This is a genomic window from Clostridium sp. BL-8, assembly GCF_002006495.1.
Taxonomy (GTDB): domain Bacteria; phylum Bacillota; class Clostridia; order Clostridiales; family Clostridiaceae; genus Clostridium.
In genome coordinates this window covers 49584-70185 of sequence record NZ_LZZL01000007.1, presented here as the reverse complement: position 1 = coordinate 70185, position 20602 = coordinate 49584, and the positions used below count along the sequence as shown (strand labels likewise).

At 30.0% G+C, this 20602-nt stretch carries 12 protein-coding genes; 1 reads left to right on the top strand and 11 read right to left on the bottom strand.

Annotated elements, in window-relative coordinates; genetic code table 11:
• Positions 1–7: 7 nt before the first annotated feature.
• The 4 genes from CLOBL_RS03175 to CLOBL_RS03160 all read right to left on the bottom strand — a co-directional run bounded on the left by CLOBL_RS03175 (position 8) and on the right by CLOBL_RS03160 (position 5052).
• Positions 8–1435, bottom strand: coding sequence for an NAD(P)/FAD-dependent oxidoreductase (locus CLOBL_RS03175; RefSeq protein WP_077857687.1), 1428 nt, complete (start codon positions 1433–1435; stop codon positions 8–10).
• Positions 1436–2169: 734 nt separating this feature from the next.
• On the bottom strand, positions 2170–3156 hold the full coding sequence (locus CLOBL_RS03170; RefSeq protein ID WP_077857686.1) for a D-isomer specific 2-hydroxyacid dehydrogenase family protein: 987 nt from the start codon (positions 3154–3156) through the stop codon (positions 2170–2172).
• Positions 3157–3158: 2 nt separating this feature from the next.
• Positions 3159–4358 carry a pyridoxal phosphate-dependent aminotransferase gene (locus tag CLOBL_RS03165; RefSeq protein WP_077857685.1) on the bottom strand — a complete coding sequence of 400 codons (1200 nt, stop codon included), beginning with the start codon at positions 4356–4358 and terminating at the stop codon, positions 3159–3161.
• 154 nt (positions 4359–4512) lie between these two features.
• Positions 4513–5052, bottom strand: coding sequence for a PadR family transcriptional regulator (locus CLOBL_RS03160; RefSeq protein WP_077857684.1), 540 nt, complete (start codon positions 5050–5052; stop codon positions 4513–4515).
• 348 nt (positions 5053–5400) lie between these two features.
• Here CLOBL_RS03160 and CLOBL_RS03155 point away from each other — a divergent pair, with 348 nt between their 5' ends.
• Positions 5401–6393 (top strand): 2-keto-3-deoxygluconate permease, encoded by a 993-nt coding sequence (locus tag CLOBL_RS03155; RefSeq protein WP_179117667.1) that lies wholly within the window; start codon positions 5401–5403, stop codon positions 6391–6393.
• A 344-nt stretch (positions 6394–6737) separates the two neighbouring features.
• On the opposite strand, the gene glpK is transcribed toward CLOBL_RS03155, so the two are convergent.
• The 7 genes from glpK to CLOBL_RS03120 form a co-directional block, all read right to left on the bottom strand.
• Entirely contained in the window at positions 6738–8234 is a 1497-nt protein-coding gene (gene glpK / locus CLOBL_RS03150) for a glycerol kinase GlpK (RefSeq protein ID WP_077857682.1), read from the bottom strand.
• 284 nt (positions 8235–8518) lie between these two features.
• Positions 8519–9076 (bottom strand): glycerol-3-phosphate responsive antiterminator, encoded by a 558-nt coding sequence (locus CLOBL_RS03145; RefSeq protein WP_077857681.1) that lies wholly within the window; start codon positions 9074–9076, stop codon positions 8519–8521.
• A gap of 84 nt (positions 9077–9160) precedes the next feature.
• A complete protein-coding gene (locus tag CLOBL_RS03140; protein WP_009168514.1) occupies positions 9161–9874 on the bottom strand; it encodes an MIP/aquaporin family protein in 714 nt (237 codons plus the stop codon).
• A gap of 634 nt (positions 9875–10508) precedes the next feature.
• On the bottom strand, positions 10509–13211 hold the full coding sequence (locus CLOBL_RS03135; protein ID WP_077857680.1) for a cellobiose phosphorylase: 2703 nt from the start codon (positions 13209–13211) through the stop codon (positions 10509–10511).
• A gap of 36 nt (positions 13212–13247) precedes the next feature.
• Positions 13248–14285 (bottom strand): LacI family DNA-binding transcriptional regulator, encoded by a 1038-nt coding sequence (locus CLOBL_RS03130; RefSeq protein WP_077857679.1) that lies wholly within the window; start codon positions 14283–14285, stop codon positions 13248–13250.
• Between the two features lie 62 nt (positions 14286–14347).
• The gene (locus CLOBL_RS03125; RefSeq protein ID WP_077857678.1) at positions 14348–17506 is read right to left on the bottom strand and encodes a hypothetical protein; all 3159 of its coding nucleotides are present in this window, start codon (positions 17504–17506) and stop codon (positions 14348–14350) included.
• 75 nt (positions 17507–17581) lie between these two features.
• Complete coding sequence (locus CLOBL_RS03120; protein ID WP_077857677.1) at positions 17582–20551, bottom strand: amylo-alpha-1,6-glucosidase; 2970 nt, start codon at positions 20549–20551, stop codon at positions 17582–17584.
• Positions 20552–20602: the final 51 nt, after the last annotated feature.

The following is a 20602-nucleotide window of genomic DNA, read 5'->3' as shown; positions in this document are numbered from 1 at the left end:
CGCCCTTCTATTTAGATTTTCCTACTAATAAATAAGAATTATCTTTTTCTAACACAACACTTTCTAGTGGAACATTATATTCTCTTGCAATTATTTCTTGAACTCTTGGTCCACAGAAACCGCCCTGGCATCTTCCCATTCCTGGTCTGCATCTTCTCTTTACTCCATCTAAAGAAAGTACTCCAAAGCTTCTCTTTATCGCATCAACGATTTCACCCTCTGTTATAGTCTCACATCTACAAATAATTCTTCCATATTGTGGATTATTCTTTATAAGTTTAGCTTTTTCTTCTGGTGATAACTCCATGAAATGAATTTGCTCTCTCTTAGCTTTAAAATTGTCTTTCTTTTCTAACTTACATCCTGCCTTTTCTAATATATCTACTACTCCTAAAGCAATAGCTGGTGCAGAAGATAAACCTGGTGATTTCATTCCTGCTACATCAATAAAGCCCTTAACATCGTCATTTTCTTCAACTATAAAATCTCCTGTATCCGGATTAGCTCTTAGACCTGCAAAATTTCTTATGCTCTCTCTAAAATTAACCTTTTTAGTTGTATGCATTGAAGCTTCTCTTATAGAATCTAATCCTTCTGAAACAGTACCTAAATCTTCTTTATTTTCTATATCTCTTGCATCAGGACCAACAAGTAAATTTCCATGAACAGTTGGAGTTACTAAAACTCCCTTTCCAAGCTTTGATGGGCATTGGAATATTGTATGACTTACTACGCTTCCTTGACTTTTATCCATTACAAAGTATTCGCCGCTTCTTGGAATTATCTTGAAGCTTTCCTTACAAATTAAATTGTGAATTTTATCTGCATATAACCCAGCAGCATTTATAACAAATTTAGCTTCTATGACTTCTCCATCACTAGTTGAAATCCTAAATGCATCACCTTTTTCTATAGACACTACTTCTTTTTTAAGTTTAAGCTCTCCACCATTTTGAACTGCGTTTTCAGCTAATGCAATTGTATATTCAAATGGTCCAACTATTCCTCCTGTTGGTGCATATAAGGCTCCTTGCACCTCTTCACTGAGATTCGGTTCCATTTCTAAAACCTCATCTCTATTTAGTATTTTTAAATCTTTTACACCTATTTTACATCCATTTTCATAAAGGTTTTTCACTGTATCTAAATCTTCTTCACTAAATGCTAAAATTAATGATCCATTTCTTTTAAAAGGTACACTTAATTCTTTACATAAATCTTCGAACATTTCATTTCCTGCTACATTATACTTTGCCATTAAGGTGCCTTCTTTAGGATCATATCCAGCATGAACTATCGCTGAATTTGCCTTACTTGTCCCCATTGAAACATCTTTTTCTTTTTCTAAAGTGACTACCTTTAAGTTATATTTTGTTAGTTCTCTAAATATGGAACTTCCAATAACTCCTGCTCCAATTATTGCTACATCATACATATAAAATCCTCCCTTTATTTAGTTCACAATTTATAATTACTTATAATTGTGATTTATTTCTGATTTTCTTTGCACAAAAAAAGCCAAGCTAAAAACAGGTGTAACATCACCTCTGTTTTTATGCTTGACTCTAAATTCTCTAAGCATTTATCTTTAATTATGTATACATTGTACCATGTAAATGTATACTTGTCCAGTATTTATTGCAAAATTTTTTCCCGCATCATTTTTATTCTAGCATTACTTTTAATAATACTCAAATTTAAGTATAAATGTACCTCTTATCCAATTTACAAATTGGATACAAGAAAATCAATTTGTCTCATTAAATTTAATAATTTTAAATATAGTGATTTAGAAATGTAATTTCTATAAATACTTATTCAAATACTTCTTTAAAATTCTCTTCTCTACTATTAGACATATCAACAAAGTTATCCATTTAGGAAAATCTAGGGGCCAAAACTGAACATAAGCTCCAATAGCAGTTATTTCAACCATAATGCAAAGAGTACACTCAAGCCAATATATCTATACTGTAAAAACAGTAAACCTTTCAAAATATTGAGTTACAATACCCTAAATTAGGATTATCTGCCCCAAGTTCACCAAGAGCTCTAATAATAAAAAGGTGTTAATCTTACCTCATGATGAGTAATATTAACACCTTTGTTAACTATATAATATTTAATTAAAAATAAAAATTATCTCTAAATGTTAATTAAAAACAGATTCTATAAAATTATTTCACATGGACAACTAAGGCCTTTACTAAATTTATCCAAACTGTATAGCACACTTTTTACCATATCTGATACTGCATGGTCAGTAAAGAATGCATAATGCTGGGTTAAAATAACATTGGGAAATTGCTTTAAATAAAGCATTTCACGATGAGTAACCACTGAAACATTATGATTAAAATGACAAATACCTTCTTCAGCTTCATAAGTATCAATTCCTGCCGCTCCAATCTTTCCTGTTTCTAATGCATTAATTAGATCTTCTGTATTAATCAAACCGCCTCTTGCAGTATTAATGATTATTGCTCCATCTTTCATTTTAGAAATTGTATGACTATTAATTATGTGGTAATTGTCATCTGACAATGACATATGTAAAGTAATAATATCACTTTCACGATATATAGTTTCTAAATCAACATATTCTGCCATACCTTTTAAATTTTCATTTGGATGCCTTGCATATGCAATAGTTCTACATCCAAATCCCCTAAGATTTTTTACTACTGTGCTCCCTATTTTACCTGTACCTATTACTCCAATAGTTAAATCTTTCATTTCTCTTCCTTGCAAATCATTTAGAGAAAAATCATTAACATTAGATCTGCCCATTGAAATTTTAACTTTTCTAATTAGCATTAACATAAGCATTACTGCAAAATCTGCTACATTGTTTGGGGAATATGTGCCATGACTTAACCTAATCCCAAGGTTCTTCGCTGCTTTAACATCCATATGATTATATCCTACACATCGTGATGCTACATATTTCACACCAATTTTTTTTAATTTTTCAAATAAGTTCCTATCAATTTGACTTAATCCATTTATTGTTACATATTCATATCCCTTTGCTAATGATACAGTTTCTAATGTTAATAAATGACTAACAATTGTAATATCTATATTTAATTCTTCTGAATATCTTTTAAAATACTCTTCTTCATGCTTTTCTACTTCATATGCTAAAACCTTCATGATTATCTCCTTGTTTTTAACTTATAATCTTTTGCCAATTTTTTAAATATTGGCAGTGAATTCATTATCTGCTCTGGCTGTACACAATATGAAATTCTTACATGCCCTGGACATCCAAAATCATCTCCTGGCACTAACAGCAAATCATATTCTTTAGCTTTTTCACAAAATGCTGCTGCATCAGGTTCTAATGATTGAGGAAATAAATAAAATGCCCCATCTGGTTTTACACATTTATATCCCATTTCTAATAATGCATTATATAATAATTCTTTGTTCTTCTCATAAATTGAAATATCTGCAGTCTGATCAGCACACCTTGCTACTACTTTTTGAAACAGACTTGGTGCATTAACATATCCAAGAACTCTTCCTCCACCACAAATTGCTGCATAAGTATCTTGAAAATTATCAATATCATCAGGAACTACTATGTATCCTATTCTTTCTCCTGGTAATGATAATGATTTGCTATATGAGTAACATACTAGTGTATTTTTATAATATTTTGTTAAATAAGGTATTTTCACTCCAGCATATGCTATCTCTCTATATGGCTCATCACTTATTAAGTAAATTGCATGCCCATATTCTAAAGACTTTCTTTCCAAAATATCTGTTAATTTTAAAATAGTTTCTTCTGAATAAACAACTCCTGATGGATTATTAGGTGAATTCACAATAACAGCCTTAGTATTTTTATTAATACTTTTTTCAAATTCATTAAAATTAATTTGAAAACTTTCTATATTAGCACTTACCACCACAAGCCTAGCTCCTGCAGCTTCCACAAAACATCTGTACTCTGGGAAAAAAGGTGCAAATGCAATAAACTCATTATCTTCACATGCTAAAGCCTTGAAGCAAATACTAAGAGATGCTGCTGCTCCAAGAGTCATGTATAGATTATTCTTTGTAAAATTAGTATCAAATCTTTTATTAATTGAATTTGCTATTGCTTCTCGTACTTTATCATCACCTTGAGCACTTGTATATCCATGAACTAATGTTGAATCTTCATTTTCTAATATATCTATAATTGTTTCTTTCACAGAATTTGGAGCTGGCACATTAGGATTTCCAATACTAAAATCATAGATTTTATCACGTCCAACAATTTCAGCTCTTCTTTTGCCAAATTCGAATATTTCTCTAATAGTTGATCTTTTGTTTCCTATTTCTATCATTTCTTTTGATAACATAATTAATCCCCCTGTTTCTTCAGTTAAGTTTCTAGTTTAAGCTATAAACTTTCCTGATATAGCCTTGCCTTAGATTTATATTATTTTATATTTAGAAATTTTATAAAAAAAGTCAATTTTACTCCATTATAAAATTGACTTCATTGCCATTAAACTATTTGATTTTGTCTATATAAGCCAAGCACCATAAAATCCACGCTATGTATGCTTCCTCTCTAAATACAGCACCTTGCATAACAATATAATTACAAAAATCTGATGTTAATTCATAATCTAATCTATCAAGCTTTTCCATTTCATTTTTAATGCTGTTTAATTTCATTCTATGTTTTCTTAACTGATTGTTAAAATTACTCTTAACTTCCTCAATTGATAGAGCTTCTGAAAAATAAACTTTAAGCTTAAACATATCTTTTGGAATTAAATCGTCTTCTTCCTTAAGAAGCCAGTTTATTAAATCGCTTCTTCCTTTTTCAGTTATAGAATATAATTTCTTTTCAAGCTTTTCGCCCTGTATTGTTATTTCAAAACTTACAAGTTCCTCTTTTAGCAGGCGGCGAAGTTCAGGATAAATCTGACTATGGTCAGCATACCAAAAGTCAACCCATTCTTTTTCAAGTTCCTTTGTAATATCATAACCTGTCATAGGCTGTCTATTAATCATTCCTAAAACTAAATATTTTATTGTTCTCATTTGAACCCCTTTTTACTTTTTACTTAAATTGCAATTTTGATTAACATCTTTATGTATAAGTCATATTTAAATCATGTTATTTATAACATGTTTATAATATATATTTTTTTATTAATTCTGTCAATACTTTACTAAGTATTTAATTATAACTTAGAGTATAAATAGGCTGGCAGATGGAGTTATTATTTATTTAATTATGCTTTATATCAATTGTATTAACCTATTTATCTAATACAATTAATATTGACAATAGATTTTGTTTTAATTATCATAAATATAAAACATGTATTTTAAAACATGTTTTTATTATAATAAATATTATACCCCATATGAATAAGGAGGCTCATTTTGAATATATTAAATAACGTTAAAAAATTTCCTGGAGGCTTATTAATCATTCCTATGTTTATTGCTACATTAATACATAGTGTTTCTCCAAATATACTACTTATAGGTGATCCTTTCACATCAATTTTCACCAGCAAAGGTACTATGTGTTATATCGGTATAATGCTTTTTATTACTGGTAGTCAGTTTGAATTGTCAAATCTAAATTTAGCTTTAAAAAGAGGTGGTATTTTAATTCTTAGTAAGCTCATAATATCATTTGTATTTGGTATATTGATTGTGCACTTTTGTGGATTAAATGGTTTCCTTGGAATTTCAACTCTTGCCTTAGTAACTTGTATTGCCAGCTGTAATCCAAGTATATATATTGCATTAATGAATGATTATGGTGATGACTTAGATCTTGCAACCTTTGGTATGTTAAGCATTATTGCTGTTCCTGCTCTTCCTATCTGCATCTTAAATATTGCGAGTGGTGGTGGAATAAATTTAAGTACAATACTTGCAACCATGCTGCCTTTTATTTTAGGTGTGATTTTAGGTAATCTTGATCATAATATCTATGATATATTGAAACCTGGCAATAATATTATAATTCCATTTCTAGGATTTTCTCTCGGCTCTAACATTAACATCTTCGATGCCTTTAATGCAGGAATATCTGGATTCGTATTGATTATTATATTCTATATAGTAAATACTATTCCAATGATTACTGTCGATAAATTTTTACTAAATCAACCTGGTTATTCAGCTTCAGCAATCTGTTGTATTGCCGGTATATCAATTGCTATCCCACAACTTGCTGCTCAGGTAAACAGCATATATGCACCTTATGTTAATTCTTCAGTCTGCCAAATAGCCTTCACTGTAATCCTCAGCACGTTTATCACTCCGCTTATAACAGCATTTTTTGCAAAAGTTCCTGCTGTACACTACACACTCATTAAACAAGGTGATACAAAAGAACATAGTATAAGAAACAAATTTTGAATGCAAAGAATAGAATAGGGTGTCGTGATTCACGACACCCTTATAACACCTGAATTTAAAACTAATTCTTGTTTCAATCCATGATCCATTCTTATCAACCTCTCAACCATATTTTAATGCACAGTAGCTTTTATCTTCCAATTTACTACAATACCTTTTTCAATTACTTATAAATATATATTGTAAAATCCTTATAGCAAATTATTACAGCTAACAAAATAAGCTAGAAATATATTTTAGAATCATACATCTCTAGCCTTTAACTTATTATTTTTTTATTGCACCTTAGATGCAATAAGCTCAAAAAATTCCATCCAACTGTAAATTGTTAACTGTTAATCAAATTAATCTTCCCAGCCTTCAGCTCTCTTAACAGCTTTCTTCCAACCATTATATAGTTTTTCCTTTTTATTTTCATCAAGTTTTGGAGCATAAGCCTGACTTACAGCCCATTTTTCTGCAATCTCCTCTTTTGATTCCCAAAAACCTACAGCAAGACCTGCTAAATATGCTGCACCAAGTGCTGTTGTTTCAGTTATTATTGGTCTAACAACTTCTGCTCCTGTAATATCAGCTTGGAATTGCATCAATAAATTATTTCTACTTGCTCCTCCATCAACTTTAAGGCTTGTAAGTTTACAGTCAGAATCTTCCTGCATTGCATCTATAAGATCTTTTGATTGATATGCGATAGACTCAAGAGCTGCTCTTATAATATGGTTTCTATTAGCTCCTCTTGTTAGTCCAAAAATAGCTCCTCTTGCATACATATCCCAATATGGAGCGCCAAGTCCAGTAAATGCTGGAACAACATACACCCCTCCATTATCTTCTACCTTTTGAGCAAAATATTCTGTATCTGCTGCATCATTAACCAATTTAAGTTCATCTCTGATCCACTGAATAACAGCTCCACCAACAAATACTGAACCTTCTAATGCATATTGAACTTTATTGTCTATTCCTACTGCAATAGTTGTTAATAATCCATTTTTACTTTGGATCATCTTTTCTCCTGTATTCATAAGTAAGAAACAGCCTGTTCCATAAGTATTTTTAACGCTACCTGCTTCAAAACAAGTTTGTCCAAATAATGCACATTGCTGATCTCCTGCCATACCTGCTATTGGAACTCTTACACCACCTGTGCCTCCAAGATTTGTATATCCATAAACTTCTGATGAATTTTTAACTTCAGGTAACATTGATTTTGGAATATTAAGTTTTTCTAATATCTTATCATCCCATCTTAATTCTTTTATATTATAAAGCATTGTTCTAGAAGCATTTGTATAATCGGTTACATGAACTTTACCATTTGTAAGCTTCCAAACTAACCAAGTATCTACTGTACCAAATAGCAATTCACCTTTTTCAGCTCTTTCTCTCGCACCATCTACATTATCTAATATCCATTTTATCTTAGTTCCTGAGAAATATGCATCTAGTAATAATCCTGTATTTTCCTTTACATATTGTGCGAACTCTTTATCTTCTTTAAGTTCTTCCACTATAGCTGCAGTTCTTCTACATTGCCATACTATTGCATTGTACACAGGCTCCCCTGTATTTTTATCCCATACTATAGTTGTTTCTCTTTGATTTGTAATTCCTATTGCTGCTACTTCATCCTGAGTAATGCTAGTTTTTGCCATTACTTCTTGTAAAACTCCGTATTGGCTTGCCCATATTTCTAATGGATTGTGTTCTACCCAACCTTGTTTTGGATAGATTTGAGTAAATTCCTTTTGACTTACCCCCATTATGTTTTGATCCTTGTCAAAAATTATTGCTCTTGAGCTTGTAGTTCCTTGATCTAACGCTATTATATATTTTTTCATAATATTGCACCTTTCTTTCTTAACATATTTTATTAAAATACTTCATTAAAATTCTAATATCAAACATCTAGATTAATTTATATCTCTCTTATTTAAATATGGAATATATAAGCATTTGCAGTAAATTTGCTGAAAATTATAGCCACATAAAACATTAATTCATACTCCTGCAATATAATATCTTCTCCTTACTGCCTTGTATAAATTTAAAATCTATTTAGTCCAAATAAACTTATCTAAATAAACTTAGTTTTATGTGGCTTTATTCTCTAATTCTCTATAGCCTACATGTTCCAAATTTCTTTTTTAGTTGTAGATACACACGTTGCTCCTGAATTCAATGCATGTATTACCTCTTCTTTGGTTTCGATTAGTCCACCAGCAACAACTGGTTTATTAGAATGCTCTGATATAATTCCAAGTACCTTAGGAATTATTCCTGGTAATACTTCTATTGCATCACATTCAGAAATCATGTGATTTTTAACAGTGCTCAATGATAGAGTATCGAAAATAAAAACTCTCTGAACTCCTAATAAATCATATTTTTTAGCGAGTTTTACAACCTGTGGTTTTGTGCTGATTATTCCACTAAATTTTGTTCTTTCTTTGATATATCTTATAACCACTTCCTTATTTGTAAATCCTTCAACTAAATCTATATGAATTATTCCTATCTTGTTTTTAGATGTAATAATTTCACTTATTTCTTTAATATTCATCACATCTCCAAACAAAACAAATATAATTTGAGCATCTGAATCTACTGCTAATCCTAATTGTTCTTCGTTTTTTACTGCTGCTATAACTGGATTTTCCTCTAACAATTCTTTAATATTCATATATACTCCCATGTAATTGTTTTCTTTTTATTTTAAGTATTGCATACTTACCTTTCACTGTCAAATCCAAATATTAATAAGTTTTTATAATATTCCATGTAACATTACATAAAATAATGCAGCTAAAATTGCTCCTACAATTGGGGCAACAACAGGAATCCATGCATATCCCCAATTAGAATCTCCCTTATCAGGTATAGGTAATACTGCATGTGCGATTCTTGGCATTAAATCTCTTGCTGGATTAATTGCATATCCTGTTGGACCTCCTAAACTTACACCAATAGCTAAAATTAAAAATGCTACAAACAATGTTCCCATTCCATTTGATAGATTTTGATCTCCCATTCCTAAAATTGCATAAACTAGTACAAATGTTCCTACAAGCTCAGTTATAAAATTAATTGAAGTATTCTTTACTTGAGGGCCTGTACAAAATACACCAAGTTTACTTCCTTTATCTTCAGTAGCTTTAAATTGATCATTATAAACAATAAATACCAAAACTGCTCCTAAAAATGCACCAATACATTGTCCAGCTAAATAAATCGGAACTTGAGCCCACGCTACTTTACCTATTACTGCTAACGCAATTGTTAATGCTGGATTAAAATGAGCCCCACTATAATTTCCAAAAATCAATGCTGGAATTCCTACCGCAAAAGCCCATCCTATTGCAATTACTATTAATCCTGCTCCTGATCCACCTGATTTTTTTAATACGACATTGGCTACAACACCGTCACCTAATAAAATAAGTAATAAAGTTCCTACTAGTTCTGCAAAAAAAATTGTCATAGCATTATCTCCTTTCTATTCTTACAACATTTAATTTATTTTTCCTTACTCTTAAAATGTAGTACATATTTTAGTTTATATACACCTACTTTCAAAATAAATATTTTGTTTGATAATCCTAGAAAGCAATACATCAGCAATCTTCAGCGTTAAGAATTATTTTAGTAAGATTGATTAAAAATTCTAAATTGCTATTAATTTTGCCAATAATAATAGCCACATAAAACACCCTTATACTTTAAACAATAATGAATTCTTCATATTGACTAAATATATAAGCTTTAAATTTACCTAAAATAAAGTAGTTCTTCTAAGTAAATTCAGTTTTATGTGGCTCTTTTCTCTAATTCTCTATAGCCTACATTTACAAAGGGATCTCCCCACAGAATCTAAATGTAATTGTTTTCTTTATGTTATTAGTATCACACATTTATTTCTTAGTGTCAAGGATAGTTAATAATATAACAATCCTTATATTATTTATTTTTTATTCTCTTTTCATATATATCCTAATTAATAGCCCATCTTCATAAGTCATACGATAAAGTGATATTCCATTCACGGATATTATTGCATTATAAATCACTAAAGAATAAAACAAAAGTGGCTACTCGAGAATCGCATTTTTAATAATTTATTTAAGAATAACTCTTATTATATGCTCAATATCTTCCCCCATTGAAGTTATCACTTTTCTTTTGATAACAGGTTGTCCATAGAATTTATATTCTTGTCCATCAATATAAACTTCGCTCACTTTATACTCTCCATATTCTTTATTATAACTATTTATATATTCAACTTTAAGTCGTCTTTCTGCAAAATTCATTTTAATAGAAGCCTTACTTTCATCATTAAATTGCCTTGCCAGAATCTTAGGTTTAAATAATAAATCCCCCATTTCACCTTTTATTCCAAACATTTCAGTTAATACTGTTAATATCAACCAACTAGCTGATCCAGTTAAATAATGATACATACCTATTCCTTTTTCATTTATATATTCAGGCACACCTGGATATATCCTGCTAACATCAAAATTATTACAATGACTGTAAAGTGTATCAATAACCTTAAATCCTTCCAATACAAAACCTCTTTGATAAAGTGCATTTGCATACATAATGTCCATGTGGCTAAATACAGCTCCATTTTCCTTATGTCCATACGCAAATCCAAACATTCTTCCTAAATCAGTTTTTACTTCATTGAAGTTGGTATTTAATCTGTAGCCACCAACAGATTTATCATAAAGATATTTATCAGCTGATTTAATAATACTTTCAACCTGTTCTTCTGTTGCAGTATTACTCATAATAGTAAATACTTGTCCAGTAAGCATCATACGAGTTCCTGATTCGCCATCTCCCTCAACTCTTCTAGCATTATTATCATAGTAACCATTATACCAGCTATAGCCATCATTATTACTTATCCATTCATTTCTTTGAATATGTTCCTTAAGCCATTTTGCTTTTTCTTCAATGTTACTAATCAATTCATCGCAGTCTATGTTAGCTACTTTTCCACTAATATTATGCTTGCATTTATCACAATAATTTTTTAATATACTTTGTTTTTCTTCTACGTTGTCATAAACTTCATTATTACCAGTTAAAAGCAATTGTAACTCTTCAGCTAACTCTATACTTTTTACTTTCTTTATATCTCTTAAGTACTTTAATAACTCAGCAATATCTGTAAGATTTCCTCCATAAAGAGCACTAAAAGCAACACTTTCACCGTGTTTTTCTGCCATATCAAGACCATCATTCCAGTCTGCACCATGTAATTTTAAATTATTATGCTCTCCAACATCATAAAACGCTGTTAAGTGTTGTACTAAAAGATGCTCTAAAATAGTTCCTTTATGTTCTTCTAAATTTTCTGTACGAACTCTATTTCCTTGACTTAAGTCCCATAAATTATCTTTTTCTGTGCCTCTTCCTACTTGAAGATCTTTAAAATAGCTTTGTTTTTCTAAAAGAAAATCTATGTCTCCTGTTTGTTCAATATACAGCTTAGTTGTTAAGAAAGGCCATGCTCCATGATCCATCCAAACACGTGTTATATTATTTCTATCTGCAATAAACTCACCTTGTTTAATTCCGATAATTGTAGCATTAGTTCCATCAAAACGAACTCCACCAAAATTATCTAAAAGCATACCACGTACTCCGCTTGGATCCATTGCAAGTAGAGCTAAGCAATCTTGCCATAAATCTCTCCAGCCTCTTCCGCCCTTACCATAATCATGATGTGGTAAGAATGAACAGCCATAAATCCTTCTAAGCATTGGTTGGAAATTAACCCAATACATCCAATTATCAAATTGTTTATCCTCTGTTTCATATGAAATATTAATTTTTTTATTCCAATATGCTTTAGTTTCCTCAAGAAGCTTATCAAAAGCTATTTCTTTCAAATTTCTTTCAGCAATATTATTAAAATCAGATTTTGAATCTCCAAAACCTATTGCTACAATATATGTTTTAGACTCATTAGGTTCAATTTTCACCTCATCAAAACGAATAGCTCCAATTGCCTCATAACCTTCTAATTTTGTATCCGCCTTAACTTTAAATTCCTCATTTAATAAAACACTCTTTGGAACTTCAAATGATCCGCCTTCTCCAATATATTCTTCTACTATTGGACAAAAACTTACTGGCTTTTCTCTATCACCTGTTGCTGCAACAACGCCATAAACAACAGTATTTTTCTTATGTCCTCTTTCATCAAATGTCAATGTTGGATTCACTATAATTCCATCTTCTGTGGTTTCTATTCTATTTAAAAGAGATGTCACATGTCTGTGATCTCTAATATTATCTGCAGAACGGCAATATAATGGTATTGCTACAGTTGGTGTTACTTTTTTAGAATTATCACTTGTATTAGTAATTGTTACCTTCATTAATTCTATTTTCTCATCATTAGAAGGTACAAAAGATATTATTTCACTTTTTATACCATATTTCTTTGACTTCCTAGTCATCTTATGCCACATAATTCCTGCTTCTAATTCTGTTTCTTCTTTATCCTCACTAAAAGCTTCTGCTTGCTGAGCTGCTGAAATTCCTGTAGCTGACCATGCACCTATACCTTCAACATATATCCAAAAATTTCTCGATGATTTATTATTATGAAGCTCTTCACTACTTACTGGTGCAAGTAAAAATGTGTTTTGCCCCATCTTACAATCTCCATTTAAAGTTGGAGTTATACTAGACATAACTCCAGCCTCATTTGCAAGTGGAAAATACAAATAGCTATTATTTTCTGGATTTTTAAGCTTAAATGTTCCTTTATTATTTACAAATTTACAATTTGCCATACCGCGAAAACCACCTTTACAATGTTTTATTAAATATTATTTTTTATTTGTTTCTACTAAATCTAATTTCTTACAAGAATCTCTTTCAATAAGCTGCACTGGTATAATTTTATTAATTTTGAGTTTAGCTTTTTCATTAATTTGCTTTACTAATAAATCAACTGCAGTTTTTCCAATTTCTTTACGATCTTGTCTTATAGTTGTTAATTTAGGTGTGATATATCTCGCTAACTCTATATCATCATACCCTATTATTGAAATATCATCTGGCACACTTAAACCTTCCTCTTTTAATGCATCTATTGCTCCAATTGCTATCTTATCTGCTGATGCAAAAACTGCTGTTGGTATTTCTTTAAGCTTTAGTAAACCTTTCATTGCACTATAACCACCACTAACATCAAAATTTACTCCATCTGCAATATATCCATCAAGTATTTCTAAATTAAATTTCTTCATAGCTTTTTCATAGCCTTTTCTTCTTATTATGCTTGGCCAGTTATCTAATTTATTTGCACCCGTTATATGTGCAATTCTTCTATGTCCCAAATCATATAAATGCTTAATAGCCAAATAACAACCTTCTAAGTTATCTGAAGTTACTGTTGATGTATTTTTATTAATTATATCTATTACTACAATAGGGAAATCACTTTCTATAAGCTCTAAAGTTTCTTTATCATATGGGTCCGTGCAAATTATAGCGATTCCATCTACGCATCTATATTTGAAATATTCTAAAAAAGTATCATTCTTTAATCTATCGTTTTTAGAGCCAAATAATAATGAATATCCGTGCTTATCTGCTTGATTTTTAAAAGCTTCTATTACTCCTGAAAAGAAAGGATGATTAAGTCCAACTCCAAGATTTTCAAAATATACAATACCTAATGTCCATGTTTTCTTGGTTGATAAGAACTGAGCTTGTGCATTTGGCAAAAATTTTTCCTCATTAAGAATTTTTTGTATTTTAGCTCTGGTTTTATTACTTACATCAGGATAATTATTTATTACTTTTGAAACTGTAGTTGGAGAAACTCCTGCTATTTTTGCTATTTCATAAATTGTACTCATGCTGTATATCTTCCCTTCTATAAGCTTTACATTATCAATTTATTAATTATTTTCCTACTCTCTTATAAAATAGTAGCTTGAATTTCTGCTATTTCACCATTTCTAATCTTTTCAGCTAACTCTCCACATACTTCATTTCCTTTAAATTTACTCATATTATTGTCTGCATCAACTAAAATAATTTCTTCTATTATTCCTTTTTCAGATCCAAAAGTGTCCTTATTATTTTTATTTAAATAAACAAGCTTAGTATTTCCTAATATTGTAGTAATCAAAGCACTATCTTTAAAGAAATCTTTTGTTAAAATAGGATTTAGCCTAAATTTCAAAATTCCATCTTCATATACAAATAAATTTTCTCCAACCATCATTAATTTCCAAATATTAAGCATTTCTACAGTTGTACCACTTAATCTTGCTACAAATCCTCTTCCATGAATTCTTTCATCTGGATTGCTGCTACTTGCAATAAACGATGAATTTTCTAGTATACTCCTTCCATATATTTTGGGATTCATAAACGGCGGTATTGCAGTTCTTATATCCTCAAAGAATTCTTCGTATAATCCATTTTTTATTAATTCTAAAATGTACTTAAATTCCATGTGCATAAATACTGATTCTCTTTCAAGCCAACCAGCTGTAAAGCTTCTTGCTCTCCCAATTTCAAAAGATACATCTTCTAAGGATTCTGAAGTTTTGTACATTTTTAATTTTTTATCATAGACATTACTTTTCTTAATAGATTTATATAATCCGTGCCTTTCAACATAATCTAATTTGGTCTTAAAATATCTGGTAGGACCTTCTAAAAATAGTGGTAAGAAATTAATTTTAAACTCTAATGGTTTTATTACTCCTTTATTATCTATTTCATATTTAGCTACATCATAATACATAAATGTAGGAATGTTACCTTCATTCATGTCCTTTAATTTCTCAATTCCCAAATCAATCTTAGAAAGCATTTTGTTAATTATACTTTCAATAGCTGTGACTTCTAAACATGAATTATTTCCACTTATTGAATATTTGATTTTTTCTCTATATTCTTCTCTTATTGTAGAAACCTTGTCCCAATATTCTAATTGAGTTAATTCCTCATTTAAATTTAATAAAAGAACTTTTTCTACTTCACATATAGATTCATAAAATTCTTCTGGCAATTTTATTGAATCTTCTACAACGTCTAAATTTTCTTTTATAAATAACAATAATCTTTTTAACTCTGCAGTTTCCGAAAAATTTGATCCAAGTAATCCGGGAAGTCCATTCATAGCATCATTCCAACCTGGTTTTCCAGCTTCCATCTCTATTCCAAATCCCATAGGATCTAAAGTCATAAATTTAATTCCTGCAAGAATTAATACCTTTGCAAATAAATTTGTTTTATATAAATTGCCATGACAATCAAAAATCCAATTATCGTATATATTATCTTTTTTTGCTAAAGATGCATATTGCCTAACTTTTCCCTCTTCAATACTATATTTATCTTTTCTAGGTAATACGTATTCTGGAGAATTATAAAATTTATAATTTTCATCCTTAATTAATAATTCTTTTACCTTATCTGGATAAATATTTAAGTACTCTTCTATCAAATCGAGATTATAAGTCCAGTGGTCACTCCAGAATCCTTCTCCAAATTCTATTTCTACAGTTTCACTACACATTTCTATAATATCGTTCATGATTTCATTGATTTTTTTACTTTCAATTCCGTTTATATTTCTTAATGAAGAATACAATTCCCCTATAGTAAATTTATCAACTAAAGTTTTTACCAATTCTTCACTTTCATATACATTAACCAAATTTAATATATTTTCTCTTTTGCTTTCATCTACATAGAATTTTTTCCCCTTAATGACCAAAGGATTATAACCATCAAGCTGTATCAAATCACTAAATAATTTAATATTTTCTACTCCTGTAAATGAGTGAATATATACATCCATTCTTCTATTTTGATTTACATCTCTAAAGTTTCCATTTCCCTGAGAATAGAAATTAGGCTCTATACTAAAAAAATTATAGTCTCTTTCTAAATCTCCATGTTTTCTAGAATATACATAATATATCTTTTTATCTCTATTCCCAAACTCTAATGGATATCCGCCTCTTAAAACATTATCTATATAGCATTGCTTTACATATTCATCAAATAGAGGGTATGCGGTTTTAGTATCCACATGCTTACTAATATTATCTATTAGTTCATTACTTTCACTTATTTTTAAATCAAAGTAACTTTTTTTGCATATTTTCTTTAATGATTTATTAACATCATCGCTATTATTCATATATCCTATATAGCTATATATACATGTTATATTATTTCCTTCTAAGAATGTTGATTTTCCTGTAAACGCGCAAGGAACTTTATTGTAAGAAATATTATTAGTATTTAGTAATGCTCCAATAGTATTATTTTTAAATTCTACTGGTTCTTTTAAGGATGTATCGTATCCAAATATATTTTCCGAATCAACTATTGGTTTTAATATATCTTCATTTTCATCAAAGGCTACATAAAAATAACTATTTTCTACTGTCCCAACTTGAGTTGTATCTTCAGTAGAAGATCTTAACTTATACACAGCAGTTCTATCTTCTTTAATTTCTCCCTGCATATAACTTCTTAACGTATTTCCAATTGCTTTGTAGGTTGCATTATCAGATCCATAAGGTAATATAGCAGATAATCCATCTAATATTTCTATTTCTGTTTTTATATTAGATGGATTTACAACTTCTACTTTTCTTCCAAGTGCTGAAAATTCTTCATTAGGAATTGTAAAGTAAGTTATTTCAGTATTTAAATTTAGTTTGCTGTTTATTTCAACTAATCTTAATTCATTATTTTTAATTTTTATTATTCTTCTTATATTCTCATTTGTAGTCATAGAAAATGGTTCAAATACAAATTCTTCTTCATTGCTTTTAACCTTTATGAAAGTTCTAAATCCGTTGCTATACACCATTTTATAAGCTTCATTGGCTGAAAAAAACTCCATTATACAATTACTTTTATCCCTTATTCCAATACTACTTATAGCTTGTCCTCTGTTAACATAAAATGACCACATTGGTATTCCTTCTACACCTGCAATAGCTGAGAGAAAGCTAGCAAAAGGAGCTTTTTTATCATAATTTTCTATAACGTAAAATCCTAGTTCATCTATATAATCATATTTTTGTTCATTTTCTTCCTTCATAAAACACCTCTTTTCTATAGGTCACTTCATTAATATATAAAATCTAATAAACATTATTCATTAAACTTATATATATTAGAAGATTATCTCTACATTATGCTCCTTACCATCCTCAAAATTCTTTAGAATATTACCTTCAATTTTTTCGCCATCAACTTTTATAGAATATGAAGAATCTTTAATTCTATAGAAACCTTCAGGTTTTGAAATTCTAATATTGAAGGTAGCCTTACCAGTATTAAGAATCAAGTTTATTGATCTTTGTTCTTCTGCAAGTATTGGATCTATTTCTATACCTTTTGCTGTATATTCAACACCAAAAGCATCAAATAATGATAGTGTAAGCCAAGTAGAAGTACCACTAAGTGTAGGTCCTATATTTTCTCCAGTATCGCTATTGTTATATTGGGTACAGAATCTTGGGTTTCCACATGTTTCATATGGATGTTTCATTGTGTTATATGGTAAAACTAGATTCATCATCCAATATGCTGTATTAGTCAGCTTTCTAGCTAATTCATCGCTATTAACCATCTTAGCAGCTTTTAGCATAGCACTAGTAGCCATCATTGTAGCATGCTTAAATATTCCACCATTTTCTCTATCTCCAGGGAAATATTCTCCTGTTGCAGTTCCAGTTGCAACCTTCTCTAAATCTGTTGGACTAATAAGCTTTAATCCATAAGGAGTTTTTAAATGAGCCTCTATAGATTCAATCATTATTTTAATTTGTTCTTCTGTTGCAGAATTAGATAAAACTGCCCAGCTGAAGGAATTTAGGAAATATGTGCCATCTTTATTTGGATCTGCTGAAAGATTATCACCTTTAGCTCCAAGATAAGTAAACTCTCCATCTTTGTATCTATTAAATAGAACTCTTGCAAAGAAATCATCTTTCCAAGCATATTTTTGCAAATTATCATAAAGTTTATTAGAAGCCTTTTCAAGGTTATTGTAATATAATGTATCTTCTTTCTGTTTTCCGATTTCAATCATTTCATCCAGAGCAACCTTTAATAAGAAACCATTCATAACACTTTCAGAATAATCACTTTCAAATGGCTCTCCATCTCTTCCTGTTATAGCTATCTGTTCCTTGTATCTTTTTTCTTTTTCAACACCATTTATATAATTAGTATCAAGTTTTAAACAGTCATTCCAATCTGCAAAATCAAGTAGAGGTATTCCATGTTTTCCTATTGAAATTTCTCCTGAATATCTTAAAATAGCTTTCATTGTATCATATAAGCTTCTTTTCTTTATTGGATTACTTCCACCAATAACGAACTGTTCATCCAAGAAGCCAACATCGCCAGTAACATTTACATATCTACATACAGCTTGGATTAGCCACAATCCATCATCTGACCATTTTCCTGGCTCTTTACCAATCCAAAAGAAATTATGGTATGCATAACCAAATTCAAATACCTTTTCAGCCCATTCCTTTATTAAATTTTTAGCTAAATCTTTTTTACCCATTCCTATAAAGTAATACATTGATGCGTAAATATCTTGAATTTCTCTAAAACCTATTTCTCTATAGCCTTTTTGTGTTTGGTCAAATGAACGTGATACAAAAGTTTGATATAAAACTTGGAAAGGTAGATTTTTATTAACATAAGTATCGAATTGCTTATCACCAGAATTAACTTGTAGGTAACTACTATATTCATTTATAAAGCTCATGCTATTATTAAAAGCATTTTGAACTTCTTTTTCATTACTATATTTAACAATTAAATTTTGCACTTCAGTTTTAAAAGTATTTTCATTAAAATTATCATTTGTCTTATTTGAAACTAATCCTGTTAAGTTATCAATAGAGATTTCAGCTACTGGTTGTATTGTAATCTCGCTGCTAACAGCAAAGAAACCTGGTCCTTTTCTGTTCAAATTACTGCTAAGTTTGTATAACCCCTCTGGTCTTTCTAATGAACCACTTCCAACGAATTCACTATAGCTTGTACAAAATTCTTTAGGAAGAACTGCTCCTTTTTCATTATGTGTAATCATTGTATGAAATCTGTAGTCGCCACTTGTATACATTGGATAATAATCTGAAGATATAGCCATTACAGAACCTTCATCATCAAGTAATACCTTTGCCTGCATAATTACATTGCTGTATAAAACATCCTCCATCAATGCACTTGGCGCAGCACTTCCAAACATACCAGTGCAAACTATTTTTATATTCCTTGCACTATTTGTATTATTCTTTATTTTAATTTGTTGTGCCTCAACAGCTATAGGCATATTTTCTTCTTGAGGAAGTAGGAAAATTAATCTTTCAATTTCTAATCCACACTTAGTCTTATAAATAATTTTAGTATGATTTTGAGAATGAATACATTTCCCTGATTCTATATTTTTGTCTTTAACATTTGCTGAATAGAATATTTGCTTTCCATCCTCCACCAAATAGAACTGACGGCTTGCAGGAAAACCATTTTCTTCTTGAAGCATATCCCATCTTGTAGCCAATACCTGAGTAGCTGCATGAGATCTAAAGCTTCCTCTTCCTAGTTTATCCACTACGCTCTTCGGGGTAGTCTGTAAAGGATGAGAAAAATCAATTCTATTTCCTAACAGTAAATTAGTATAAAAGTGTGGACCAGGAGATGGAGCCAATAAGTCTATTTCATGTTCTCCCTCTTCATTGATGCTTCCCACACCATAAGTTATCTTTTCTACTATTGTGTTTATCTTATTACTAATCTCAAGGTCTAACTTTATTTCAGTAATTAATCCCTTGTTATATGATAATAAAATAGTGTCATCTACATTTTTAGTAAGTTTAATGATCACAGATTCATTGTCTTTTAAAATCGTATCTAATAGTAGAGATATTTCTCTATTTTTAAATATCTCTAAAGTAACAGGAATTTTGATTGGTAAATTAGCAACTCCAACTGACTTACTATATGTGCTATCGTAGAAGATACCATCTATAACAGCTTGCTTTTCAAGCCTTTCATTAAATATTTCTCTTAATTTCTGCTCTGCAGACTGTTCAACTTTTCTAGCTACAACTTCTCTCATTATTTGCCTCCCCAATATATATTAATTTTTATACTTTTATTTTCATCATTT